The sequence below is a fragment of the Asanoa hainanensis genome (assembly GCF_900188485.1).
GTDB classification, from domain to species: domain Bacteria; phylum Actinomycetota; class Actinomycetes; order Mycobacteriales; family Micromonosporaceae; genus Asanoa; species Asanoa hainanensis.
Genome location: NZ_FZPH01000006.1, coordinates 85,926 through 108,382, shown reverse-complemented (window position 1 = coordinate 108,382; position 22,457 = coordinate 85,926). Strand labels below are relative to the sequence as shown.

The window sequence follows — 22,457 nt, the reverse complement described above, 5'->3', positions numbered from 1 at the left end:
GATGCAGTTTTGCAATGACCGCGCGGTTTTGCAGTTGGTGCGATAAGCTGCATGGCATGTCCCTTCGTGACCGCAAGCGCGCCCGCACCCGCCAGGCCCTCGTCGAGGCGGCCACCACCCTGTTCGAGCGCGACGGCTACGACGAGACCACAGTGGCCGACATTGCCGCCGCCGCGGAGATCGGCACCCGGACGTTCTTCAGCTACTTCCCCAGCAAGGAGGAGCTGCTGTTTCCGGAGAGCGACGCCCGCGTGCGCGCGGCCGTCGAGGCGATCGCCGACCGTGGGCCGCACGAGGGGCCGGCCGACGTCCTGCTGCGCGCGCTGCATCGGGTCGGCGACGACAACGACGACCTGTCCGGTCGCCTGGCGGCGCTACGGCTGCGTTACATCCGGGAGATTCCGGCGGTACGCGGGCGCGCGCTGCAGATCCAGACCGACGCGCAGGGCGAGATCGCGCGGCACCTCGCGGCCGCCTTCCCGGAACAGCTCGACGAGGTCGGCGCGGCCGCGCTGACCGGCGCCTTCGTCGGTGCGGTCACCGCCGCGCTGCAGGTGCTTCTCGCCGACCTCGATCGGCTCGATGACCCGGCTGCCGTGCAGGCGGCGGTGCGACGGGCGACCGACGTCGCCCTGCGCCCGTGGGTCACGGGCGCGGCGTGATCAGCGGCGACCGACCCGGCTGCGGCTGGAGAAGGTCGCGGCGGAGCCGCCGGTCGACTGCGCGGCCTGGCCCGTCCCGCTTCGTGCGGATTGGCCCGTCCGGGTTCGCGCGGGCTGCGCCGTGCGGGTGGCGCGCGCCGGCTGGGCGTCCCGGGCGGGTTGCGGCGACCTGCGGCCGGAGCCCCGGCCACGCTGCCGCGGCGGCAGCGCGTCCCGCTCGGGCGCCGGCGGCGGGCTGACCAACGTCCGCTCACCCGGGGCCAGCTCTGCCAGGAACGGGTCACCAGGGCCGAGCCGCGTCGTCTTGGGCCGGATGCCGGCTTCGCGGGTCAGCTGACGCACGTCGTCGACCTGGCTGTCGGTCATCAGTGTGATCACCATGCCCGACGCGCCGGCGCGGGCCGTGCGACCGGAACGGTGCAGGTAGGCCTTGTGCTCGACCGGCGGGTCCGCGTGGATGACCAGCGTGACGTCGTCGACGTGGATGCCGCGGGCCGCGATGTCCGTGGCGACCAGCGTCTGGACGCTGCCCTCGGTGAACGCGTTGAGGTTGCGGGTGCGGGCGCCCTGCGCGAGGTCGCCGTGCAGCTCGACGGCCGGCACACCACCGGCGACGAGCCGGCGGGTGAGCGCCTTCGCGCCCCGCTTGGTGCGGGTGAAGACCAGCGTGCGGCCGGGCGCCGAGGTCAGGTCGGTCAGCACCGCCAGGCGGTCGTCGTGGCGCACGTGCAGCACGTGATGGGCCATCTTGACGACCGGCGACTTGGCCGAGTCCACGCTGTGGGTGATCGGGTTGTTCAGGTAGCGCCGGACCAGGCCGTCGACGGCAGCGTCCAGCGTCGCCGAGAACAGCATGCGCTGACCCGTCCGGGGAGTCTGGTCGAGCAGGCGCTTGACCACCGGCAGGAAGCCGAGGTCGGCCATGTGGTCGGCCTCGTCGAGCACTGTGATCTCGATCGCGTCGAGGCGCGCGTGGCCGTTGCGGACGTGGTCGTCGAGCCGTCCCGGGCAGGCGACGACGATGTCGACGCCGTTGCGCAGGGCGGTGATCTGCGGACCCGCGCCGACGCCACCGAAGATGGTCGCGGTGCGCAGGGAGAGCGCCCGGGCCAGCGGCAGAAGGGTCGCCTCGATCTGGGTCGCGAGCTCGCGGGTCGGCGCCAGGATCAAGGCGCGCGGCCGGCCGGGCCGGCGCTGTTTGGTCTCCCGAGCGAGCCGGTCCAGCAGCGGCAGCACGAACGCGTACGTCTTGCCGGAACCCGTGCGACCACGGCCGAGCACGTCGCGCCCGGCGAGCGAGTCGGGCAGCGTCACGGCCTGGATGGGAAACGGGGCGGTGACGCCGACGCGGGCCAGCGGCGCGATGAGCGCGGGCGAGAGGCCGAGGTCGGCGAACGACTTGGTGGAACTGGGCAGGTCTTGCGGGGGGCGGCGTGCCGCCATGTGGATCTCCGAACGTCAAGGGGGCGCGTGGTTCGGCGCGGACCGTGGGCCTGCGCGCCGCTGACCGGACGCATATCACGGCCTCCGCGGCAGAGCCGTCGGGGGCCGTCTACACCCAATCTACCCGATCTTCCGCTCGGGCGTTCCGGTAGCGGCCCCCACAGCCCCAGCTAGCGCTTGCGCCCCACCCCGCCGTAGTGCGGCACCTCTTCCACCGCGGCGCCCTGGTCCGGGTGCCACAGCGAGCAGCTCACGACGCCCGGCTCGACCATGTCCAGGTCACCGAACAGCGCGGCCACCTGCTCGGCGCTGCGCAGCACCATCTTGGCCGCGGGGCCCTCGTTCCACAGCTTCAGCGCCTCGATCATCACCGGCCCGTTGACCTCGGTCGTCGGGTGGGAGATCGTCACGAAGCTGCCGGACGGGAGCGGTGCGACGAGCCGCCGCACCAGGTCCGCCGCCTCGGCGTCGTCGGGCACGAAGTTGAGGATGCCGAGCATCATCACCGCGATCGGCTCGTCGAAGTCGAGCGTCCGCTTGGCACCTTCGACGATCGCCTCGGGATCGCGGAGGTCGGCGTCGAGGTAGTCGGTGGCACCCTCGGGGTGGCTGGTCAACAGCGCGCGGGCGTGGGTCAGCACCATCGGGTCGTTGTCGACATAGACGATCCGGCTGCTCGGCGCTGTCCGTTGGGCGACCTCGTGGGTGTTGTCGGCGGTCGGGATGCCGGTGCCGACGTCCAGGAACTGGCGGATGCCCTCGGTGCCGGCCAGGTGACGGACGGCCCGGCCGAGGAACGCGCGGTCGGCGCGGGCGGACCCGACCATCTCGGGGACCATCTCCAGGATCTGGTCGGCCACCGCCCGGTCCGCGGCGAAGTTGTCCTTGCCGCCCAGCCAGTAGTTCCAGAGCCGGGCCGAGTGCGGGATGCCGGTGTCGAGCTCGGCCACCGAGGGACTATCCGGAGTGGACACTTGCGACCTCCACATTGTGGTGAGACACGCAGGATAGTTGGGATGATCGCACTAGAGCTAGACTTTCTGACGTGCGTCAGAGAAGCGGGAACTCGTCTGTCGGGCTCGACGAGAGCGAGATCCTCCAGCGGGGCCTCGAAGCGTTCTCCGAACTCGGCTACGAGGCGACCACGATGCGCGAGCTTGCCCGACGGCTCGGCGTCAGCCACAACTTCGTCCACGACCGGTACGGGTCGAAGTCGGCGTTCTGGCGCGCGGTGGTCGATTTCGCCCTCGCCGGCGTCCAGGCCGAGCGGGACGAGCTCCTCGCCCGGCACGCCGCCGACGACGACGCGGTGCGACTCGAGTTCGTGGTCCGCCAGCTCTACCGGACGGCCTCGGCCGCGTCCGAGCTGAACCGGCTGATCGCCGACGAGGCGACCCGCGACTCCGAGCGCCTCGACTACCTGCACCGGCTCTCCGTCAAGCCGTTCTGGGACAGCATCGAGCCCACCTTCTCCGCGCTCACCGCTGCCGGACGAATGCCGAAGGTGCCGCAGCACGTCCTCTACTTCGCCCTCATCGGGCCCGCGTTGGCGCTGGGCCAGAACGCGATGGTCGACCGGATCGACCCTGGCGCAGCGCCCATCGCCGAGCAGGACCGAGACCGGATTGCCGACGCGCTGGCCCAGTTGGTCCTGCGCGGTCTGCTTCCCTGCTCGCCCGTGTCGGATCTCTAGCACAAGCGCCGCACCCGCCCCGCCGGCCGCTTGGATGAGCACGTGTCGGTCGTGCTCCATCCCCGTGCCCATACCGGTCGCGGCCTGCAGGTGTGGCTGGGCGCCACGGGGTTGACCGGTCCGCCGGCGCTCGACTGGCACCTCGACGGCCGACCTGCCGAGCCGCTCGTCGTGCGGCCCGTCGAGAGCGCCCGTCCCCCGGCCATGGTGTCCGCGACGACACCGCGCGTGTTCAGCGGCGTGTTCGAGTTCCGCGACGGGATCGACCCGGGTTCCACCCACCAGCTGTCGGTCGCCCTGCCCGATGGCGAGCGCGCCACGCTGCGCACCCAGGCGCTGCCCGTCGAGGTGCCGCGCGAGTTCAACGTGCTGCTCGCGTCGTGTTACCACCGGGCGGAGGACAAGGCGGGCGCGGTCTGCTCCAGGCGGCACCCAGCGCGGCCATCCCCGACGACCACGAGTTCTGGAACAACGCGCCGCACCCCAGCCCGATCGTCCAGGAGAGCATCGGCAGCGGCTCCCGCGCGAACTGGCTGACCGCCGCCAACCGGATGTTCACCGCCTTCCAGCGCAGCGAACCCGGTGGCTACGAACGGATGCTGGAGCTCGACGTACCCCCGCTGTCGTTCTTTCTCATGGACAACCGGAGTTTCCGCACGCCCGACCGCCGGCACACGTTGCCGCACGGGCCGCATCCGCTCGCGCCCAACGCTTCGTCCGCGTACGGCCTGGCCCAGTTCCAGCAATGGGTACGCCGGGTCGCCGCGCAGGGTCACTACGGAGTCGTCGTGACGGGCCAGTCGCTGTTCCAGCCACCGGCCAAATGGTTCAAGTCCACCTTCGGCGACCGGAACCTGTCCAACTACCGTGACTACCCGGCCATCATGTCGGCGCTCGTCGGGCTCGCGGAGGCCGGCCGCCCGGTGCTTTGCCTGACCGGCGACGTGCACTACGGCCGGGTGCTCGGCGCGCTCGACGTCCGCGGCGGCGCCGAGCTGTACGAGGTCATCTCCTCTCCCGCCGCGCTGGTCAGCACCGTCGGGATGGACCAGTTCTCGGCGCTGGCCAACAAGGCGAAGCACCTGTTCGGTGGCCCTGGCGACCCGGCGCATCGGCATCGGGACGCCCCTGACGTGCCGGACTGGTTCACCGCCGGCGGTGCCAAGCTCGCGCTGCGCCGCAAGTACCCGCTGCACAACGAGAAGGGCAACCACGTCGCCCTGCTGCGGTTCCGGCGATCCGGTTTCGGTCTCGAGCTGACCGTCAGCTACTGGATGGTCGGCGCGAGCGGGCCGCCGCACGAGACCACGATCACCCTGTCGCCCACCTGGTGAAGGAAATCGGATGCTGAACATCCTCGCCTCGAACGCGGGCGACGCGTCGCCGTCGTTCCAGCCCGCTCCCCGCGCGGCCGACGAGTCCAACCTGGACTGGCTCGGGCGCGAGCTCACCGGTCACGGCACGCAGCTCCTGCTGATCGGTGCGCGCGACCACATCGGCTTCCGGCTGCGGGTCGCGCAGGCGCACCTGCGCCACGACCTGACGCCGAGCCACTGGTCGCATGCCGCGCTGCTCGGGTCGGTCGCGGGCGCCGGCACGCTGTTGTACGAGGTGTCGCTCGACCCGCCCCGCGGCTTCGGTGTGCCGACGGCCGCCAACGCGCTGCAGGTCGGGCGACTCTCCGCGTACGCGGATGCCGATCGTTTTCGGAACATCGCGTTGTTGCGCCTGCCGGTGCCGGCCGAGCAGTGGCAGGGGGAGAGCACGTCCACGCAGATCTCCGTGCTCGACCGGTTCCGCAAGCAGCGGTCCGTGCTCGACGTCACCGAGCTCGTGCCGCAGTGGCTGGCGTTCTGTTGGGGCGTCGGCCGGGCAGCGAACCCTTTGCTCGACCCGTCTCCGATCGCCGGCGCGTGGCATGTGGGTGACCGGATCGGCACGTGGGCCGATTCCTGAGGCGCGCGTAACAGGTGATCCGCGGGTGGTGCGGCCCGCGACCGACGTACCGTGAAATTGTGCTGACAAGAGACGTGCTTACGAGCGCTGACCTGGAAGAGCTTCGCCGCACGGCGCTGGGGACGGCCGATCCCCTGGGCGTCGCCGCGGACCTGGCGCTCGCCGTGGAGGAGAACCGCCTGGCGGAGCCGGAGGACGCCGGGTTCGCGCTGACCCTGGCGGCGGAGATCGCCGAGGTACGGGCCCGGCTGGACGCGGCCCTGTCGTACGCGGACCGGGCCGTCGCGGCCGCTCCCGCCTCGGACGCCGCCGCCGCTGGTTTCGCCACCGCGCTGCGGGCCCGCATCCTGTTCCGGGTCGGCGGCCGTGACGACGAGGCGCTGGCCGCCGTGACCGAGCTGCGCCCGCTGCTGTCCGAGCAGCCCGACGCGCCCGCCTACGTGAGCGCGGCGCTGGAGGCCGGCGGTCGCGCGGCGGTGGCCGAGGAGTGGCTCAGCGCCGCGGCCGACTCGCTGATCTCCGCCCGGGGCGAGCCCTCGACGGTGGCGTCCGAGGAAGCACCGGGGGTGCTGTTCTTCCTGTTGCAGCAGCGACACCGGGTACGCCGTGACCTGAACCTGCCGCACGACAAGCAGGACGACCTGGCCGACCGGTTGGAGGCACAGCTGACCCGCCGGGCGGCACCGCCGCAGTCCGCGGAGGCCGACCTGGTCTTCTTCCCGCAGGCCGAGTTCGCCAAGGTGTTGGCGGCCGCGCCCGAGTTGGCTGAGGTCTACGGGCCGGACTGGGATGCGCACCGGGCGCGGCTGGAGAAGCATCTGGTGGGCCAGGCGGACGCGGGCGGGGTGAGCCTGAGCGTTCTCCGGGCGTCGGCCGACGGGTTGGCCGGGTTCGCCAGGCAGCACGGCGGGGAGCCGACGGACGCGGACATCCGCAACCGGTACGCGACCGAGCTCGCGGCCCAGCCGGGTGCGCACATCTCCTGGCCGCCGGCCCGCAACGAGGCGTGCTGGTGCGGGTCGGGCCTGAAGTACAAGAAGGACTGCCTGCCCAGGTCGCGCTAGTACTTTCCACTTGCAAAAGTGGAAAGTAGTTCGTAGTGTCTCGGCCATGGACGCGCGCGAGCAGCTACGGATCGTCGAGAGCGCCTCGGCGGCTCCGTACGTGGAATACCCGCCGACGCCGTGGTGGTACGCGCCGGCCGTCGGCGGGTGGACAGCGGGCGTCGTCGGCACGTTCGAGTGGTGGCGGGTCAACGCCGGGCTGTTCCTCGGTGCATTGGCCGCGCTGCTGGTCGTCGAGCTCGTCTTCGTGTCCTGGCTGCGGCGCAGGCATGGCGCCCTGCCGTTCCCCGGTCGGGGCCGACCTCCGTCGGAGATCGCCGCTGTGTGGCGGCACTATCTGGTCGGCCTTCTGGTGGTCGCCGCGCTGGTCGCGCTCACCTGGTGGCTGACCGGCCCGGCGGTGGCGGCGGGGGTGGCCTTCGTGCTGGTCACCCTCGGGCTTGCCGCCTACGAACGGGTTTACGCGCGAGCGGCCACCGAGGTGCGGTCGAGGCTGTCGTGATCGGTGGCCTGGACCCGGTCATCCACGCCCCCAAACGCCTGGCCGCGATGGCCATCCTGGCCAACGCCCCATCGGTCTCGTTCCGGTTCCTACGGGAGCAGTTGGACCTCGCCGAGTCGGACCTGTCGAAGCAGATGTCCACATTAGAATCGGCCGGCTACGTCACGTCGACCAAAGGCGGGCGCGGAAAGGGCGCGAGCACGACCTACAAGATGACGACCGCGGGCCAACAGGCGTACGACGCCCACTGCGCGGCCCTACGCACCCTGATCGGCCGCTAGTCCAGCGTCTGCGTCAGTTCGCTGCGGGTCGAGGTGTGTACGACTCGGCCGTGTGCTCCGTTGACGATCGGCAGGTACGGCACGACGTGGCCGCATTCGACGTCGGCGATGATGGGCACGTTCAGAGGGCCGAGCGCGTCCAGAACCGCCTCGTGCTGGGTTAGTGAGCTGCCGTCCGGTGCCTTGGTCCGGCCGACGAGGACCGCGTTCGCGCTGTCGAAGAAGCCGGCCAGCCGCATGCCGTGCAGGTTGCGGCAGATCGTGAAGGCGTCGTCGCCGGCCGCTTCAACGTAGACCAGGAGGCCGTCCGGTGCCTCGGCTCGGGCGAAGGCCGAAGCGTCGAGGTACGCCGTGCCCGCGAGGTTGCAGAGCGTTTCGACGCAGCCTCCGATCAGGCGCCCTTCGACCTCGACGTCTCCGTCCGCGTCGAGCCTGGTCCACTGGCCGGGCGTGTCGAGCGTGTACTCGCGTACCTCAGGATGCTCGCGATAGTTGTCCCAGCCCGCGGCGCGGTAGCGGCCGGGCGGGCGCTGTGTGAACGGCTGCCCCTGCGGGGCCGCGACGATGTCGAACCAGGACAGGAGCCCTTCGGGCACGCGGTACGGGGTGTCCATGAGGTTGTTGCCGTGCACGGTCGCTGTGCCGGTCAGCAGGGTGAGGGGCGTGATGATGGTCGCCATGTCGGAGAACCCGACCACCCAGGTCGGCTCGGCTTCGCGCAGCCGGTCCCAGTCGAGCAGGGGCAGCAGGTCGATCGCCGTCTCCCCACCCCACGGCGGCACCACCGCCTTGATCGTGGGATCCGTCAGCATCGACATCAGCTCACGGGCCCGGTCGGCGGCGGGAGCGCTGACGTGACCGGCGCCGTCCATGCAGTCGCCGACCACTACCTCGTATCCGCGAGCCTCCACCTCCCGTACGGCGACTTCGAGGCGGCCCCACATCCCTTTGTCGACGCCGCTCGAAGGGGAGGTGACGCCGACGCGGTCACCGGGACGCAGGGGGTGCGGATACCGAACAGACACGGGCTGGATTCTGGCACGAACACCCGCCATGCGGCTCAGGGATAAAACGAGACCCGGCGGTCGAGGGCGATGGCCAGCAGTTGCTCGACGGTAAACACCGAGCCTTTGGGGCTGTCGAGATAGATGCTGACCATGGATCCGTCGGGGCGGTCGACCCGCATGTCGATGACGACGCTGTCCGACGACGGACCGACGAGGGTGCTCGTCACCACTCGTTCGCCGGCGGGTCCTTCGGTTTCCACGCAGGACCGCTCCGGCCTGGTGGGCCGCGAGGGCCGGTTCGGCCGGGCCCCGGGGTCCTCGGTGGTCGGCTCGCAGGAAGAGTCCACGATCAGACGCTCGACGGAGATGCTGATGTCGCCCTGCTTGCCCGCCACCTGAACGGCCAGCGGCGTCGGCATGTCGTAGTACAACCTCGCCCGATAGGTCCCGCCGTCCCCGGTCGGGCTGGCGGGCACGGTCCGGCGGATGACGGTGGGCACCCGACCGAGTCGCACACCTGGCACGGCGTCGCGGATCGCCCGCGGAATGGCGGATTTCAGGCGGGCGATGGCGTGCGCGGTGGTCTCCGTGGGCTCGACCCCGCGCAATGTCGAGGGAACCGGACTCCTCGGGCTGGGCGCGGCCGAGGCCTTTGCCGCCGGACTGATCGCCGCCGGCCCGGAAGCGACCGCGAACCCGCCCGCCGTGGCCGCGGCGACCACCGCGAGCCCGCCGGCGACTGCCCCGAGGCGCTGGACCGCGAGCCTCCGCCGGGCCCGACGGATCAGAACGTCCACAGTGTGCCGTGGCGGCGGCTCCGGTGGAATGGTGGCATCGAAGAGAGTCCGGTAGCTCATGGCAGCACCTGCCTGTTCGGTGTGGGTGTCAACGACAATGCGCGCAAGGTCTCGAGCCCGCGCGCGGTCTGGCTCTTGACCGTGCCGAGCGAGACGCCGAGCACGTCGGCGGTCTCTTCGACGGAGAGGTCGCAATAGAAGCGCAGGACGAGCACGGCCCGCCGCCGCGGCCCGAGCCGGGCGAGGTAGGAATCCAGGGTCAGCCGGTCGACGCTGCCCGCGTCGGCGGCATCGACCGCCCCGTCGGGCGGGAACTCGTCGACCGGGTGCTCGCGCCGCCACGGCCGGCGCGTCTCGTCGATCACCGCCCGCGCCAGCATTCCGTTCACGTACGCGTCGACGTCGTTGATCTCCGAACGGCGGCGCCAGCGACCGTAGAGCTTGCCCAGCACCGTACCCACCAGATCGTCGGCCAGGTGCCAGTCGCGGCACATCAGGTAGGCGGTGCGCCGCCATCCCGGCATTCGCGCGCCCACGTAGTCACGAAACGCGTCCTCGTCCGAGGCCGTCATCCGACTCATCTCCACCCCATGCACTAGGGACGGACGCGATGGGCCCGGAGGTTGCCGGTGCCGCCAAGGGTGGGTAGATACGGGAAGCGCATTCATATAGACCAATCAAGGACAGCGGTTCCGTGACGGCGGCGGGTAGGTTCTGGCATCTCCGCCGAATGAGGTCCCGATGTCGGAGTTCTCACCGCACGACGACCCGGTTCTCCAGATTCGCACCCGGCAGGAGTTCGGCCGGGCGCTGACCGCGGTGCGGGAGCGAGCCGGACTCACCGTTCGCGACGTTGCCAAGGTCGTCAAGCTGCCACCGGCGACGGTCGGTGACTATTTCTCGGGCCGGCACCTGCCGCCGTCGAAGCCACCCGACCTGATCGAGGCGATCCTCGCCGCCTGCGGGGTGCGCGAGCCCGCGGAGCAGGCCCGCTGGCGGCAGGCCCTGGCCCGCGCCCGACGAGCACCCGGGCGGCGGCCGGCGGACGCGCCCGTGCCCTACCGGGGACTGGCCAGCTTCGACGTGGACGACGCCGAGTGGTACTTCGGGCGCGAGGAACTGACCTCGTGCCTCGTCGACGCGATCAGGGCGGTCGGCGGCTCTGGTGGAGTGGTTCCCGTCGTCGGAGCGTCGGGATCCGGCAAGACGTCGCTTATCCGCGCCGGCGCCGTCGCCGCGCTGCGTCGCGCTGGGTCCACACCGATGCGTGCGGTCATCGTGACGCCCGGCGCGCACCCGACCGCGAGTCTCGCGCGCGGACTGTCGACCGACACCGCCACCGACGCCGGACAGGCCGCCGCGGCCTTGGAAGCGGGCCCCGCCGCCATCTCGGCGCTGCTCGGCGATGGTGCGGCGGCGACCCTCGTGGTGGTCGACCAGTTCGAGGAGATCTTCACGCAGACCACGGAGAACCGTGAGCGGCAGCTGTTCGTGCGGATCCTGACGGACCTCGCCGCGACCCGGTCGTCCGTGGTCGTCGGCATGCGCGCCGACTTCTACCACCGGGCGCTGCGCATTCCCCTGCTTGCCGAGGCGCTGGCCAACCGCCAGGTGGTGGTCGGGCCCATGACCGACCAGCAGGTCCGCCGGGCGATCGTGGAACCGGCGCGACGAGCGCGGCTCGACATCGAGGACGGGCTCCTGGAGTTGCTGCTCCGCGATTTCGACCCGGCGAGCCACGACACCGGCAGCCTTCCGTTGCTGTCGCACGCGCTGCGCGCGACCTGGGAGCTGAGCCGCCACGGAAAACTCAGCGTCGACGCCTACCAGGAAACAGGTGGCGTCAGCCGTGCGGTCGCGCACACCGCGGAGACCGTGTTCGAGCAGCTCGAGGCCGAAGAGCAGGAGGCGGCCAAACGGGTTTTCCCGCGGCTGGTGCACCTCGGCCAGGGAACGACCGACACCCGGCGCAGAGTGCAGCGGGACGAACTGGTGTCCGACGACGCGTTCGGTGCGGCACTCGAACGGTTCGTCGCCGCCCGGCTGGTCTCCGTCGACGCGGAGGAGGTGCAGATCACGCACGAGGCCCTGCTGTCAGCCTGGCCGCGGCTACGGGACTGGATCGAGTCGGACCGCGCGCACCTGCGCGTCCACCGCCAGATCACCGACGGGGCGCGGCAATGGCAGGAGTCGGGGCGAGACCAGCACGCGCTTCCGCGAGGTGGCCGACTCGCTGTGGCGAACGAGTGGCTCGCCGAGCCGTCGAACCGCGACCGGCTCAACCCGCTCGAACGCGACTACCTGGAAGAAGCGATCGAGAGCGACCGCGCGGAGGCGCGGCTGCGCCGTCGGCGCACCCGCACGCTGAAGCAGTTGGTCGCGACGCTCACGTGCCTGGTGCTGGTGACGGCCGGCCTGGCCGTGGTGGCGCTACGCCAGCGCTCGGACGCCAGGCGGGAACGAGACCTGGCCGTGTCACGCCAGATCGCGACGGTCTCCGACGAGCTTCGGGGCACCGATCCCATGGTGGCGGCACAGCTCAGCCTGGCCGCCTACCGGGCGGCACCGACCCCGGAGGCCCGATCGAGCTTGCTCGCGGCCTATGGATCTCCGGCCGTAGGGCGGCTGATGGGTCCGCCGGGTGTCGTCCAAGCGGTCGCGATCAGCCGGTCGGGCGAGGTCATGGCCGCAGCCAGCCCGGACTTCGCACTGCGGCTGTGGACTCTCGACCGGTCGGGCCGCCCCGCCCCGCGCGGGCCGGCCGTGCCGGGACACACCGCGACTGTGTTCGCGTTGTCAGTCAGCCCGAACGGCCGCCTCCTCGCCAGCGCCGGGGGCGACCGCACTGTGCGCCTCTGGGACATCAGCCGCGCCGACGCGACCGTGCCTGTCGCGACGCTGACCGGCTTCGGAAACACCGTCTACTCGGTCGCCTTCAGCCCCGACGGTGGTGCGATCGCGGCCGGCAGTGCCGATGGGACGATCCGCTTGTGGAACATCGCCCGACCCGGTGAGCCGCAGCCTCTGGGCGACCCGGTGGAGACCGGTGCGTTCGTGCATTCCGTCGCCTACAGCCCTGACGGACGCCTGCTCGCCAGCGGTGGCGCCGACCTGGCTGTGCGGCTGTTCCAGGTCGGCGGCCCCGGCGGCGCGCGCCCGCTCGGCGCGCCGCTGACCGGCTACGCGAAGACGGTCTACGCGGTCGCCTTCAGCCCCGACGGTCGCGCACTCGCAACCGGATCGGCCGACAAGACGGTCCGGGTCTGGCACATCGAACGCCCTGACCGGCCCCGGGCCGAGCCACCACTCACGATCGCGGGAGGCTGGATCAACGCGGTCGCGTATTTCGACAGCGGGCGGCGGCTCGCGGCCGCGAGCTCTGACGGCAAGTTGTGGATCTTCGACACGGGGTCGTGGCGGGTCATGGCCGCGTTGCCGCATCCGGCGCCGGTGACCGGCATAGGGGTGGCCGACCCGACGGGCCAGCTCGCGTCCAGCGGTGCCGATGGCACCGTCCGGCTGTGGCACCCGCCCGGACCGGTGATCGCCGGCCCCGCGGAGACGGTGTTCAACGCCGTATTCGCCGAATCCGGAACCGTCATGGCGATCGCGAGCAGCGACAACAGCGCCGCGCTCTGGGACGTGACGGATCCGCGCGCACCGCGGCCGCAGGGCCCGACCATAACGCCGGCGGCCGTGGTCGGCCGGACGTCGGGCGCGGCGGCATTGAGCCCCGACGGGCACACGCTGGCCGTCGGCACGACCGATGGCGCGGTGCAACTGTGGGATGTCAGCGATCCCGCGCGACCGACTCCGATCCCGCGGCGGCTCGTCCGGCACACCGCGGTCATCGAGGCGCTCTCCTTCAGCCCCGACGGCCGGATCCTGGCTGTCGCGAGCGACGACCACACCGCGTCGCTGTGGGACGTGTCCGACCCGGCCCGGCCGGCGCTGCTGGGTAGTCCGCTGGCCGGACCGACCAACTACGTCTACGGACCCGCGTTCCGTCCCGACGGCCGGGTCCTCGCGGTGGGTGGCGCTGACAGGTTGATCCGGTTCTGGGACATCGCCGATCCGCGGCGCCCGGTCAGCCTCGGGCCCGCCCTCGGCGGACCTGACAACTACGTGTTCTCGCTCGCCTTCAGTCCCGACGGCCACCTGCTCGCGGCAGGCAGCGCGGACAACACCGTGCGGCTGTGGGACGTGTCCGACCCCGCGCGTCCGACGCCGCTGGGCGCACCCCTCACCGGGCCCGACAACTATGTCTACGCGGTGGCGATCAGCGGCGACGGCCGCACCCTCGCGGCCGGTGCCGGGGACGGGACTGTCTGGATCTGGGACATCGCCGACCGAACAGCTCCGCGCTTCGTCGCCGCGGTGGAGGGCCACGCCGGCGCGGTCTTCAGCGTCGCGTTCGACCAGCGGCGAGGGCTGCTCGCGACCGGGGGTGTCGACAAGGTCGCCCGGCTGTGGGACCTGGATCCGGAGGCCGTAGCCCGGCAGATCTGCGCCGCCGCGGGTGACCCGATCACCTCGGGGGAATGGCACAAGTACGTGCCTGGACAGGCGTCCCGCGCACCATGCGGAGTCTGACGTCCGGCCTTGTCCGGGCATTGCCCGCACCGTTCCATCCGCACCGCGCGGTCCGCTTCGCTGGTGACAAATCCGGCGACGACGGGAGACCCCATGGCGCGGCGCAGGCTCATCGCAATCGTTCTTACCGTTGGTGCATTGGCCGGCGGGTGCACACCGTTCCCGACCGACCTGCGCAAGGTCGACTGGGTGGCTGTCACCGGCCGCGACCTCAACTGTCCCGGCAGGGTCGTGAAGGCCACCTTCTCCCCGCAGTTCCACGACGTCAACGCCGACGGCAGAAACGAGGCTTTCGTGGCCATGCGATGCGACCTGTCGGGCGCGGCGTACCAGATCGAGGTGTTCGACGGTGCCTCCGACCCGGACAACCCGGTCCGCATCGCCGTGCTCGCCCGCAACGCACACGTGCCGCGCACCGAGATGATCTTTCTCGACGGGGGTTGCCTGGCCTTCGTGGGCGGGACGACCGTGGTGAGAGGCACCGGGTACAGCGCCGACAACACGGGAACCGTCGCGGACCGACAGATCGTCGTGACCACGACCTGGCGCAACGGCAAGCCGGAGATCGGGACGCCGCAGCCGACCCGCATGCTGCGGGCCACCGACTGTCCTTGACCGCCGTGGTCCGTGATCCGGGCGGATGAGCAGCCCGGATCACGGACGCCGACCGCCGTCAGACGTAGGTGTGCTGGCCGTTGAACGAGAAGTACCGCGTCACCGACCAGTACCAGTAGTAGCCACCGCCGTACCACGTCGTCCGACAGAAGTTGGAGCCGTGGACCGCGTTGTTGCCCACCCACGCTTTGAGGCCACCCACGGTGTCGCCACTGCTCACGCCCGATGTGCCGGGTGTGTCGATCGCGACGTTCGCCTTGCTCACCGACCCGCCCTGTGGGCACATGTTCGTCGTGACGGTCACGGAGATGTTGGTGAGCAGAGTCGCCCGGGCGGTTGGGACCGCGGCCTGAGCCGCGACGGCCGGAACAACCGCTGCCAACGCCGCCAGGGCGGTCAGGGTGGCCAGTCGCATGTAGAGCCGGTGAATCATGGTGGACCTCCTGATGGGGGTTCGCGGCAGGGGAGCCGCTGGACTCACCGATCAGTAGAGGTGCTTGGGGCACGGGCCGACAGCACGTTCGAAATGGCCGTACAAGGCCGGACGCTCGCTCAGACCTGCTCGAAGTGGAACTCGCGGATGAAGCAGTCCCGGGGCTGGCCGACCGCGAACAGCACGCAGTTCACTATCGAGGACGCGGTGAGGGCGCTGGTGGGCTCGCGTGGGCCCTGTTGGACGAAGTCCGGCGGGAACAGGGAGATGACCCGAATTCCTTCCGGCCGCAGGCGGTGCGACAAGATCGAGGAGAGTCCGGCGTGGGCGTGCTTCGCCGCGTAGAACGCTGGGTGTGCGCCCGAGCGGTGGTGTCCGACCTCCCCGCAGGCGGAGATCATGTTGACGATGTCAGGCCTCGAAGACGCCCGCAGCAGCGGCAACAGGTGTTTGGTCAACAGCACGACGCCGGTGGTGCCCGCCATCAGGCTTTCGATCGTGTCGTCGGTCGCGTCGGCCAGGTCGGCGCCTTCGATGTAGGCGGCGCCGTTGTGGATCAGCACGTCCAGCCGGTCCGTTCGTTCCGCCAGGGCTGCGGCGAACGCGCGTACCGAATCCGGTTGGGCAAGATCGCACTGGAAATCGGCCGCCGCCCGGTCGCGGGCCGAGCGGAAGACCGACGCCCCGCGTGAAGCGAACGCCTCCGCCAGTAGCCGTCCCGTGTCCCGTCCCGCGCCGGTGATCGCGACGCGCAGTCCTGCAAAGCTCACGGCCGACAGCGAAGCAGCTGAACCGGGCTTCAGGTCAAGTCGTCGGTGTCGCCACGCAGAACTCGTTGCCTGCCGGGTCCGCCAGGACCGTCCAGCCGAAGCCCTGAGGCATCTTCTGGCGGTCGACCACCGTAGCGCCCAGGCCGAGGAGGCGGTCGATCTCCGCCGCCGGGTCGCCGTCGCTGCTCCAGTCCAGGTGGACCCGGTTCTTCACCGTCTTGGGCTCCGGGACTCGTTGGAAACCCAGGCACAGACCGGGCGTTTCGCCGAGGATGAGGAAGTCGTTCTCGTGGCGCCAGGACTCGCGCAGGCCCGTGGCGGCCGCCCAGAAGCTGGCCAGGGTCGCCGGGTCGGCACAGTCGAAGGTCACCATGCGGGTCTGCAGCGCCATGACTTCGTACCCTAGTCCGGTTTTGTCCTGGTCAGGACGCCTTTTCTGCTATGAACGCGAGCATCTGCCGCCAGGCGTCCGCGACGTCCGCCTGGTGCTGGCCGAAGCTGCGGTCGAAGAAGCTGTGACCCGCGTCCGGATAGACGGTCATGCGTACGTCCGCACCGTGGGCGCGGACCCGTTCCGCGAACTGCTCCACCTCCGCCACCGGGGTGAAGTCCTGGCCCGCGGCCAGGATCTGCAGCGGCGACGTGATCTCGTCCGCCACGTCCGTGACCCGCGACGGCACGCCGTAGAAGCCGATCGAGCCGCGCAGGTCGTCGCCGGCCGCCGCCTGGCGCCAGGACATCGCGCCGCCGAAGCAGAAACCGACGGTGAACAACGACGTCGAGCCGTGGTCGCGGAGCCAGGCCGCGGCGGAGGAGGCGTCCATCCGTACGCTCGAAAAGTCCAAAGCGTCGACATGCTCGCGGTACGCGAAGTCCTCGCCGCGCTCGCCGCGTCCAGCGCTCCGGCCGAAGTAGTCGAAGGCCAGCGCCGACAGACCGGCCGCCGCGAAGCTCTCCGCGAGCTCTTTGTAGAAGACATGCAGGCCGCGTACGTCCGGGAAGATCACGATGCCGCGACCGGTCGGCTCCGCCGGATGGGCGAAGTAGCCGTCGAACTCGGTGCCGTCGGGGGAGCTCAGCACCACCGGGCCGTGCGCACCGACCGGGCCCGGGTTGGGCGGCTGCGGCGGGCGGGCCTCGTCTCCGTAACACATGTGATCATGGTGCCACCGCCGACGCCTAGATGGGAGTCGTGCCGGGGCAGCTGACCCTGTCGAGCGCCCGCGTCAACGCCGCCAGGTCGAAGTCGGCGAAGTTGTCCGTGATGCGCTGCCTGGTCGAACGCAGGTGGGTCGGGTACGCCGCTTCGAGCCGGGCGAGCCCCTCCGGCGTGAGCACCGCTTCCCAGCCTCGACCGTCGGTGTCGCAGCGGATGCGGCGGACGAAACCGTCGGACTCCAGGCGGGCGACCGCGCGGGTCATGCCGCTGAGTGAGAGGTCACACGCCGTAGCCAACTCGTTCATCCGTAGCTGCCGGTCAGGCGCCTCGGACAGGTGCATGAGCGTGGTGTATTCGGTGAGCGAGATGCCGGCGTCCTGCCGCAGGTCATGGTCCATGAGCTTGGGCAACACCGTCATCACGCGTGCCAGCGTGCGCACGAGTGCCTCTTCGTCGGCGCTCAGGGGCGGGGCCGCGGGCTCTGTGACGGGACGCATACGACCAGCTTACTTGCTCGCGCAAGGAACTGCTCGTATGTTTGCTTGACGAAGCAAGGACTTACCCCGAGTCCTTCTCTTGAGCAGGGACAGCACATCGTGACCAAGATCGGAATCATCCTCGGCAGCACCCGCCCCGGTCGCAACGGCGAGGCCGTTGCCAAGTGGGTGTACGAGCACGCGCAGAAGCGCACCGACGCCGAGTTCGAGCTCGTCGACCTGCTCGACTACAAGCTCCCGCACCTCGACGAGATCGGGCTGCCGAGCATGGGCAACTACCAGCAGCCGCACACGCTGGCCTGGGCCGAGAAGATCGCGTCGTTCGACGGCTTCGTGATGGTGACCCCGGAGTACAACCACTCCACCTCGGGCGCCCTGAAGAACGCGATCGACTTCCTGTTCGCGGAGTGGAACAACAAGGCCGTCGGCTTCGTCAGCTACGGCTCCGTCGGTGGCGCGCGCGCCGTCGAGAACCTGCGCCTCGTGGCCGGGGAGCTCAAGCTGGCCGACGTGCGCTCGCAGGTCATGCTCTCGCTCTTCCACGACTTCGAGAACTTCAGCGTGTTCAAGCCGGGCGAGCACCAGGCCGACGCGCTCCACACGACCCTGGACCAGGTCGTCGAGTGGAGCCGGGCGCTCGCTCCGCTGCGTGGCAAGGCCGCCTGACCGGCGCCCACACGCAGTTGGCCCGAGGGCCTGCCGACGGACAGCACAGCCACGGCAGGCCCTCGGGCCGTTCGCGTCCAGGGGCCCAGTGTCCACGCGGCGGTGACCAACCGTGCTCTCCGACCGTCCGGTGGAGTACCGTTCCCCCGGACACAGGAGGTCGAGCATGTCACTGACGGTGGACACGGAACAGCGCGGCGACGTTGTCGTGGTGTCGGTGGGTGGCGAGCTGGACATGGCCACCGCGCCCCAGCTCCAGGACCAGATCACCGATCTCCTCGACCGCGGCCTGTCCCGCCTGGTCTTCGACCTGACCGACGTCTCGTTCTGCGACTCCACGGGGCTGTCCGTCTTCGTCCGCGCGAAGAACAGCACCGACGACGCCGGTGGAGCCGTGCGACTGGCCGCCCCGCAGCGTGGCGTGCGCCGCATCCTCGAGGTCAGCGGCCTGGTCGAGGTGCTGCACACGTACGCGACCGTCGACGAAGCGGTCGCGGCCGGCGCCGCCGAAGCGGCCACCAGCTAACCGCGGAAGCGGCGATCAGCTAAGCGGCCTCGCGCAGCGGCTCCGCCAGGGGGCCGGTCTCGGCCAGCACGGCCGCGGGCGTCGGTTCGACCGCTTCGATCGGGCCGTTCGCGCCGGGTGCGCCCGCCTCGTCCTCGACGAAGGCCGGCCGGCTGATCAGCACGCCCGCCGTCGCCTGCACCAGCAACGCCACCATGAGCACGCCGAGCGGCGCGACCCAGCCACCCGTCGCCTCGTAGAGGATGCCCACCAGCAGCGGCCCCAGCGCGGCCAGGACATAGCCGACGCTCTGTGCGAACGCCGAGAGCGCGACCGTTCCCTCTGGCGTGCGGGCCCGCAGGCCGATCACGACCAGGCTCACGGGGAACACCGTCTGGCCGATGCCGAGCAGGGTGACCCAGAGCACCGCACCGGCATGGGGAGCCACGGCGAGGCCGACGTACGAGATCGCGGACATCGAGGTCAGCGTCAGCAGCACGGGCGCCAGCCGCCGCACCCGGCCGGCCAGTGCCGGCATCAGCAGCGCGAAGGGCAACGCGAACAGGGTGACGCCGGCGAGCAGCAGGCCGGCCGTCGACGGGGTGAAACCGGAGTCCCGGAAGAGTTGCGCCAGCCAGCCCATCGTGGCGTACCCGGCGATGGACTGCATGCCGAAGAACACCGCCATCGACCAGCCGATCCGGGTGCGGGCCGGCCGGACCTTGGCGCCCGGGTGGTGTCCGGGCCGCCGGACCACCCGCTGGCGGCGGCGCAGGGCGGCCGGCAGCCAGGGGAGGACCGCGATCGCGGCGAGCAGCGCCCACACGCCGAGCCCGGCCCGCCAGGAGCCGAACGCGTGCGCGACCGGCACGGCGGTCGCGGACGCCGCTGCGGCACCGATCGACATCGAGACCGTGTACGCGCCGGTGACCAGGCCCGGACGGCTCGGGAAGCTCTGCTTGACCATCATCGGCAGCAGCACGTTGGCGACCGCGATGCCGGCCAGCGCCAGCGCGCTGAACCCGATGAACGCGGCCGGAGCGTCGGTGAGCACCCGCAGCAGTTGGCCGAGGGCCAGCACCACCATCGCGCCGACCAGGAGCCGGGCCGGCGCCACGCGCCGGACCAGCCACGGTGTCGTGGCGCCGAAGACGGCGAAGGCGAGGGTCGGGATCGTGGTCACGACGCCGGCCAGCGCGCCGGACAGGTGCAGGCCGTCGCGGACCTCGTCGAGGAGGGCGCCGAGCGAGGTGACCACCGCGCGCAGGTTGACCGCCACGATGACGATGCCGACCAGCACCATCACGAGTTGGCGGCGTGGGACAGGTGGGGCGGTGTCGGCGGTGCTCACGACGACCAGCCTAGAATCATGGGACGATTTATGGTGGGGTGATGTTACGCATGACACTGTCGCGGTCGACACTGGTGCAGCAGGTGATCTCTGCCCTGAGCGAGCAGATCCAGGTCGGCGAGTGGCCGATCGGCAGCAAGATCCCCACCGAGCCGCAACTCGTGGAGCTGCTCGGTGTCGGGCGCAACACGGTGCGCGAGGCGGTCAAGGCGCTGACCCACGCCGGGGTGCTCGAGGGCGTGCAGGGCTCCGGCACCTACGTGCGGTCGACCGACGAGCTCACCGGTGTCGTGGCCCGCAAGTTCGGCGGTTCCGATCCCGAGCACACCATCGAGGTACGGCGGGCCCTCGAGGTCGAGGCGGCCCGGTTGGCGGCGCTGCGGCGTACCCCTGAAGATCTCGAAAAACTCGACGCGGCGTTGGTGGCGCGTGACGCGGCCTGGCAGACCGGCGACGTGGACGTGTTCGTCGAGGCCGACGCCGACCTGCACGTGGCCGTGGTGGCCGCGGCGCACAACCCGATGCTGGCCGAGCTGTACGCGTCGGTCGGCGCAGCCGTCCGAGCGTCCGTGGCCGTCGCGGTCGGACCGTCGATGCGGGCCGGCACACACATCGATCATGGTCGACTGGTGGGAGCTATCCGTGACCGCGATGCCGACCGTGCGGCACACGAGGCGGGCAAGTTCCTGGAGGCCCCCGCGCGGGAATAGGGTGAGCCATGCTTAAGGGCTTCAAAGACTTCATCATGCGCGGAAACGTGGTCGACCTGGCGGTCGGCGTGGTGATCGGCGCGGCGTTCACCGGCGTGGTCACCCAGTTCACCAAGTCGTTCCTGGAACCCCTACTCAAGCTCATCGGGGCGGGCGCCAACCGAGTCGGCGGGCGCAACGAGATCAGCGCGAACAACTACGTCGAATGGGGCGCGTTCATCAACGTGCTCATCACGTTCCTGCTGACCGCCGCCGCCCTCTACTTCCTAGTGATCTTCCCCATGAACAAGCTGGCCGAGCGTCGCCGCCGTGGCGAGGAGCCCCCGCCCGCCGCGCCCAGCGAAGAGATCAAGCTGCTCACCGAGATCCGCGACGCCCTGATCGCCGGCGGCCGGGTCCCGGGCCAGTACCGCTCGGCCCTCGACCAGACCGTCGGCAGGGAGAATCCCCCTACCTCGCGATAGTCGAACGTATGTTCGATACTGTGCCACCATGGAGCAGCGAAAACACTGGTGGAACGGGAAGTGGGGCCGCGCCGCGCGGCGCGACGTCTACCTGCGGATCGACGCCGATACGTGGCATGTCGAGCAGCGGGCGGGCGGCGCGGACGGTGTGTCCCACTTCTACGAGTTCGAGAGCGAGGAGGACGCGTACGACCGCGTGCGCGCCCTTCTCGTCGGGCCGTTCGAATGGCGCGAATTGTCAGCGCGCCCGCCGCAATAGGGGTTAGGCCGTCGCGGACTCGAGCAGGGCGAGGGTGCCGAGCGTCAGCTGGTCGCGGATCCGGCTGACCGAGGCCTCCCATTGGCGGGTGAAGCCGGGCCGGCGTTCCAGCGACTGCCAGACCGGCTGCACCGCCTCGTCGACCCGGGCCGCCGGCATCCACAGGTGCAGCAGGGTGTCGATCGCCGGGCGCAGCCGGGAGATCCGCTGCGCCCGGGTGCCCGGCCCGGTGAGGCTCGACTCCATCAGGGCCAGCAGGGTGGTCAGCAGCCAGTCGTGCAGCGCGAGGTCTTCGCAGAGGTCGACGATCGCACCGACGTGGTCGCGCGGCACGACGAGCTCGAGCACCCGCAGCGTCGGCGTCGCGACCCGGAACGTGCCGGTCGCCTCGGCGCCGGGCTCGTCGGTCGGCGTCACCACCCAGCGCATGTGGGTGCGCTGGGTGCGAAACGGCGGGTGCCGGTCGAGCCGGGTCGAGCGCTGCACCGCGTCGAGCGTCCGCCCGCTGATGGCGCCCAGGTCGAGGGTGCCCATCGGCTGGCCGGTGCCGGCGAAGCCTCGGGCGATGTCGTCGCCGGCCGCCTTGCCGATCGCCTCGATCGTGCCCGGCCTGGTCAGGTAGTGCGACCAGGAGAGCCGTCGGTTGGCGGTGCTCTTGACCACGACCGCGTGCCCGGAACCCTGCGCCACGTGGCCGCCGGTGATCGAGGCACGGGAGACCACGGTGCCGACGCCGCGGATGACCTTGCCGGAGCCGGCCGGCAGCCGGCAGTCCACACTGGTCAACAGGTTCGGTGAGACGGCGTACGCCATCGGCCGCTCGGAGCGGCGCACCTGCTCGCCGACCAGCAGGTTGAGCACCTCGGCCGTGGCATCCCAGGGCAGCGAGGTCGAGTTCTGCAGAAGTCCGGTGTGGACCTCGCCAAACGTGAGCATGTCCATCTCCGTGCGCGCCGAACGATAGCGGCTGAATCACATCCCATGGTCCGCCCGGTAGGCAAGGGTGCCGCGCGGAATGCCACCCAGACGA

At 70.8% G+C, this 22,457-nt stretch carries 26 protein-coding genes; 14 read left to right on the top strand and 12 right to left on the bottom strand.

What is annotated here, in order from left to right:
• Positions 1 to 56: 56 nt before the first annotated feature.
• Positions 57 to 662, top strand: a complete 606-nt coding sequence (locus CHC05_RS16685) for a TetR/AcrR family transcriptional regulator (RefSeq protein ID WP_089249765.1) — start codon at positions 57 to 59, stop codon at positions 660 to 662.
• On the opposite strand, the gene CHC05_RS16680 is transcribed toward CHC05_RS16685, so the two are convergent.
• Entirely contained in the window at positions 663 to 2,105 is a 1,443-nt protein-coding gene (locus CHC05_RS16680; protein WP_089249763.1) for a DEAD/DEAH box helicase, read from the bottom strand.
• Between the two features lie 170 nt (positions 2,106 to 2,275).
• Positions 2,276 to 3,094 carry an SAM-dependent methyltransferase gene (locus CHC05_RS16675; protein WP_089249761.1) on the bottom strand — a complete coding sequence of 273 codons (819 nt, stop codon included), beginning with the start codon at positions 3,092 to 3,094 and terminating at the stop codon, positions 2,276 to 2,278.
• Positions 3,095 to 3,150: 56 nt separating this feature from the next.
• On the opposite strand from CHC05_RS16675, the gene CHC05_RS16670 reads away from it, so the two are divergent.
• From CHC05_RS16670 to CHC05_RS16645, 6 genes are all read left to right on the top strand, one after another.
• Entirely contained in the window at positions 3,151 to 3,798 is a 648-nt protein-coding gene (locus CHC05_RS16670; RefSeq protein ID WP_089249759.1) for a TetR/AcrR family transcriptional regulator, read from the top strand.
• A gap of 380 nt (positions 3,799 to 4,178) precedes the next feature.
• Positions 4,179 to 5,132 (top strand): alkaline phosphatase D family protein, encoded by a 954-nt coding sequence (locus tag CHC05_RS16665; RefSeq protein ID WP_089249757.1) that lies wholly within the window; start codon positions 4,179 to 4,181, stop codon positions 5,130 to 5,132.
• A 10-nt stretch (positions 5,133 to 5,142) separates the two neighbouring features.
• Entirely contained in the window at positions 5,143 to 5,754 is a 612-nt protein-coding gene (locus CHC05_RS16660) for a hypothetical protein (RefSeq protein ID WP_089249755.1), read from the top strand.
• Positions 5,755 to 5,813: 59 nt separating this feature from the next.
• Positions 5,814 to 6,818, top strand: coding sequence for an SEC-C domain-containing protein (locus CHC05_RS16655; RefSeq protein ID WP_245870933.1), 1,005 nt, complete (start codon positions 5,814 to 5,816; stop codon positions 6,816 to 6,818).
• A 46-nt stretch (positions 6,819 to 6,864) separates the two neighbouring features.
• Positions 6,865 to 7,320, top strand: a complete 456-nt coding sequence (locus CHC05_RS16650; RefSeq protein ID WP_089249751.1) for a hypothetical protein — start codon at positions 6,865 to 6,867, stop codon at positions 7,318 to 7,320.
• Positions 7,317 to 7,601: a transcriptional regulator gene (locus CHC05_RS16645; protein ID WP_089249748.1), complete on the top strand. Its 285-nt coding sequence runs from the start codon at positions 7,317 to 7,319 to the stop codon at positions 7,599 to 7,601. The genes CHC05_RS16650 and CHC05_RS16645 overlap by 4 nt, the downstream gene beginning before the upstream one ends.
• Here CHC05_RS16645 and CHC05_RS16640 read toward each other — a convergent pair.
• The 3 genes from CHC05_RS16640 to CHC05_RS16630 all read right to left on the bottom strand — a co-directional run bounded on the left by CHC05_RS16640 (position 7,598) and on the right by CHC05_RS16630 (position 9,977).
• Positions 7,598 to 8,626 (bottom strand): S66 family peptidase, encoded by a 1,029-nt coding sequence (locus CHC05_RS16640; RefSeq protein WP_089249746.1) that lies wholly within the window; start codon positions 8,624 to 8,626, stop codon positions 7,598 to 7,600. The genes CHC05_RS16645 and CHC05_RS16640 overlap by 4 nt on opposite strands.
• 35 nt (positions 8,627 to 8,661) lie before the next feature.
• Positions 8,662 to 9,330, bottom strand: a complete 669-nt coding sequence (locus tag CHC05_RS16635; RefSeq protein ID WP_144022630.1) for a hypothetical protein — start codon at positions 9,328 to 9,330, stop codon at positions 8,662 to 8,664.
• Positions 9,331 to 9,461: 131 nt separating this feature from the next.
• Entirely contained in the window at positions 9,462 to 9,977 is a 516-nt protein-coding gene (locus CHC05_RS16630) for a SigE family RNA polymerase sigma factor (RefSeq protein WP_089249742.1), read from the bottom strand.
• A gap of 169 nt (positions 9,978 to 10,146) precedes the next feature.
• Between CHC05_RS16630 and CHC05_RS16625 the strand changes: the two genes are divergently transcribed.
• Together CHC05_RS16625 and CHC05_RS16620 are read left to right on the top strand one after the other, a co-directional pair.
• Positions 10,147 to 13,998 carry an nSTAND1 domain-containing NTPase gene (locus CHC05_RS16625; RefSeq protein WP_089249740.1) on the top strand — a complete coding sequence of 1,284 codons (3,852 nt, stop codon included), beginning with the start codon at positions 10,147 to 10,149 and terminating at the stop codon, positions 13,996 to 13,998.
• 138 nt (positions 13,999 to 14,136) lie between these two features.
• On the top strand, positions 14,137 to 14,613 hold the full coding sequence (locus CHC05_RS16620; RefSeq protein WP_089249738.1) for a hypothetical protein: 477 nt from the start codon (positions 14,137 to 14,139) through the stop codon (positions 14,611 to 14,613).
• A 58-nt stretch (positions 14,614 to 14,671) separates the two neighbouring features.
• Here CHC05_RS16620 and CHC05_RS16615 read toward each other — a convergent pair whose 3' ends face one another.
• The 5 genes from CHC05_RS16615 to CHC05_RS16595 form a co-directional block, all read right to left on the bottom strand.
• The gene (locus CHC05_RS16615; RefSeq protein WP_089249736.1) at positions 14,672 to 15,046 is read right to left on the bottom strand and encodes a hypothetical protein; all 375 of its coding nucleotides are present in this window, start codon (positions 15,044 to 15,046) and stop codon (positions 14,672 to 14,674) included.
• Between the two features lie 119 nt (positions 15,047 to 15,165).
• Positions 15,166 to 15,816 (bottom strand): SDR family oxidoreductase, encoded by a 651-nt coding sequence (locus CHC05_RS16610; protein WP_089249734.1) that lies wholly within the window; start codon positions 15,814 to 15,816, stop codon positions 15,166 to 15,168.
• 34 nt (positions 15,817 to 15,850) lie between these two features.
• Positions 15,851 to 16,207, bottom strand: coding sequence for a VOC family protein (locus CHC05_RS16605; protein WP_089249732.1), 357 nt, complete (start codon positions 16,205 to 16,207; stop codon positions 15,851 to 15,853).
• A gap of 31 nt (positions 16,208 to 16,238) precedes the next feature.
• Positions 16,239 to 16,970, bottom strand: a complete 732-nt coding sequence (locus CHC05_RS16600; protein WP_089249730.1) for a dienelactone hydrolase family protein — start codon at positions 16,968 to 16,970, stop codon at positions 16,239 to 16,241.
• Positions 16,971 to 16,995: 25 nt separating this feature from the next.
• Positions 16,996 to 17,472 carry a MarR family winged helix-turn-helix transcriptional regulator gene (locus tag CHC05_RS16595; RefSeq protein WP_089249728.1) on the bottom strand — a complete coding sequence of 159 codons (477 nt, stop codon included), beginning with the start codon at positions 17,470 to 17,472 and terminating at the stop codon, positions 16,996 to 16,998.
• A 99-nt stretch (positions 17,473 to 17,571) separates the two neighbouring features.
• On the opposite strand from CHC05_RS16595, the gene CHC05_RS16590 reads away from it, so the two are divergent.
• Positions 17,572 to 18,138 carry an NADPH-dependent FMN reductase gene (locus CHC05_RS16590; protein ID WP_089249725.1) on the top strand — a complete coding sequence of 189 codons (567 nt, stop codon included), beginning with the start codon at positions 17,572 to 17,574 and terminating at the stop codon, positions 18,136 to 18,138.
• A 166-nt stretch (positions 18,139 to 18,304) separates the two neighbouring features.
• Positions 18,305 to 18,664 carry an STAS domain-containing protein gene (locus tag CHC05_RS16585; protein ID WP_089249723.1) on the top strand — a complete coding sequence of 120 codons (360 nt, stop codon included), beginning with the start codon at positions 18,305 to 18,307 and terminating at the stop codon, positions 18,662 to 18,664.
• Between the two features lie 19 nt (positions 18,665 to 18,683).
• Here CHC05_RS16585 and CHC05_RS16580 read toward each other — a convergent pair whose 3' ends face one another.
• Positions 18,684 to 19,946, bottom strand: coding sequence for an MFS transporter (locus tag CHC05_RS16580; RefSeq protein ID WP_245870993.1), 1,263 nt, complete (start codon positions 19,944 to 19,946; stop codon positions 18,684 to 18,686).
• Positions 19,947 to 20,035: 89 nt separating this feature from the next.
• On the opposite strand from CHC05_RS16580, the gene CHC05_RS16575 reads away from it, so the two are divergent.
• Genes CHC05_RS16575 through CHC05_RS16565 form a run of 3 tightly spaced genes read left to right on the top strand, consistent with a single transcriptional unit; the run spans position 20,036 to position 21,427 of the window.
• The gene (locus CHC05_RS16575; RefSeq protein WP_245870931.1) at positions 20,036 to 20,704 is read left to right on the top strand and encodes a FadR/GntR family transcriptional regulator; all 669 of its coding nucleotides are present in this window, start codon (positions 20,036 to 20,038) and stop codon (positions 20,702 to 20,704) included.
• Between the two features lie 8 nt (positions 20,705 to 20,712).
• Positions 20,713 to 21,168 carry a large conductance mechanosensitive channel protein MscL gene (mscL, locus tag CHC05_RS16570; RefSeq protein WP_089249719.1) on the top strand — a complete coding sequence of 152 codons (456 nt, stop codon included), beginning with the start codon at positions 20,713 to 20,715 and terminating at the stop codon, positions 21,166 to 21,168.
• Positions 21,169 to 21,196: 28 nt separating this feature from the next.
• Positions 21,197 to 21,427, top strand: coding sequence for a hypothetical protein (locus CHC05_RS16565; protein ID WP_089249717.1), 231 nt, complete (start codon positions 21,197 to 21,199; stop codon positions 21,425 to 21,427).
• Positions 21,428 to 21,430: 3 nt separating this feature from the next.
• Here CHC05_RS16565 and CHC05_RS16560 read toward each other — a convergent pair whose 3' ends face one another.
• Positions 21,431 to 22,363 carry an SCO2521 family protein gene (locus CHC05_RS16560; protein WP_144022629.1) on the bottom strand — a complete coding sequence of 311 codons (933 nt, stop codon included), beginning with the start codon at positions 22,361 to 22,363 and terminating at the stop codon, positions 21,431 to 21,433.
• Positions 22,364 to 22,457 lie beyond the last annotated feature (94 nt).

What these genes read in the sequence shown, in the direction of transcription:
- CHC05_RS16580 (WP_245870993.1), bottom strand. Translation starts at nt 19,946, where the DNA reads ATGGTGCTGGTCGGCATCGTCATCGTGGCGGTCAACCTGCGCGCGGTG.
- CHC05_RS16625 (WP_089249740.1), top strand. Translation starts at nt 10,147, where the DNA reads ATGTCGGAGTTCTCACCGCACGACGACCCGGTTCTCCAGATTCGCACC.
- CHC05_RS16630 (WP_089249742.1), bottom strand. Translation starts at nt 9,977, where the DNA reads ATGACGGCCTCGGACGAGGACGCGTTTCGTGACTACGTGGGCGCGCGA.
- CHC05_RS16600 (WP_089249730.1), bottom strand. Translation starts at nt 16,970, where the DNA reads ATGTGTTACGGAGACGAGGCCCGCCCGCCGCAGCCGCCCAACCCGGGC.
- CHC05_RS16675 (WP_089249761.1), bottom strand. Translation starts at nt 3,094, where the DNA reads ATGTGGAGGTCGCAAGTGTCCACTCCGGATAGTCCCTCGGTGGCCGAG.
- CHC05_RS16650 (WP_089249751.1), top strand. Translation starts at nt 6,865, where the DNA reads ATGGACGCGCGCGAGCAGCTACGGATCGTCGAGAGCGCCTCGGCGGCT.
- CHC05_RS16685 (WP_089249765.1), top strand. Translation starts at nt 57, where the DNA reads ATGTCCCTTCGTGACCGCAAGCGCGCCCGCACCCGCCAGGCCCTCGTC.
- CHC05_RS16575 (WP_245870931.1), top strand. Translation starts at nt 20,036, where the DNA reads ATGTTACGCATGACACTGTCGCGGTCGACACTGGTGCAGCAGGTGATC.
- CHC05_RS16615 (WP_089249736.1), bottom strand. Translation starts at nt 15,046, where the DNA reads ATGATTCACCGGCTCTACATGCGACTGGCCACCCTGACCGCCCTGGCG.
- CHC05_RS16605 (WP_089249732.1), bottom strand. Translation starts at nt 16,207, where the DNA reads ATGGCGCTGCAGACCCGCATGGTGACCTTCGACTGTGCCGACCCGGCG.
- CHC05_RS16660 (WP_089249755.1), top strand. Translation starts at nt 5,143, where the DNA reads ATGCTGAACATCCTCGCCTCGAACGCGGGCGACGCGTCGCCGTCGTTC.
- CHC05_RS16680 (WP_089249763.1), bottom strand. Translation starts at nt 2,105, where the DNA reads ATGGCGGCACGCCGCCCCCCGCAAGACCTGCCCAGTTCCACCAAGTCG.
- CHC05_RS16565 (WP_089249717.1), top strand. Translation starts at nt 21,197, where the DNA reads ATGGAGCAGCGAAAACACTGGTGGAACGGGAAGTGGGGCCGCGCCGCG.
- CHC05_RS16560 (WP_144022629.1), bottom strand. Translation starts at nt 22,363, where the DNA reads ATGCTCACGTTTGGCGAGGTCCACACCGGACTTCTGCAGAACTCGACC.
- CHC05_RS16595 (WP_089249728.1), bottom strand. Translation starts at nt 17,472, where the DNA reads ATGCGTCCCGTCACAGAGCCCGCGGCCCCGCCCCTGAGCGCCGACGAA.
- mscL (WP_089249719.1), top strand. Translation starts at nt 20,713, where the DNA reads ATGCTTAAGGGCTTCAAAGACTTCATCATGCGCGGAAACGTGGTCGAC.
- CHC05_RS16585 (WP_089249723.1), top strand. Translation starts at nt 18,305, where the DNA reads ATGTCACTGACGGTGGACACGGAACAGCGCGGCGACGTTGTCGTGGTG.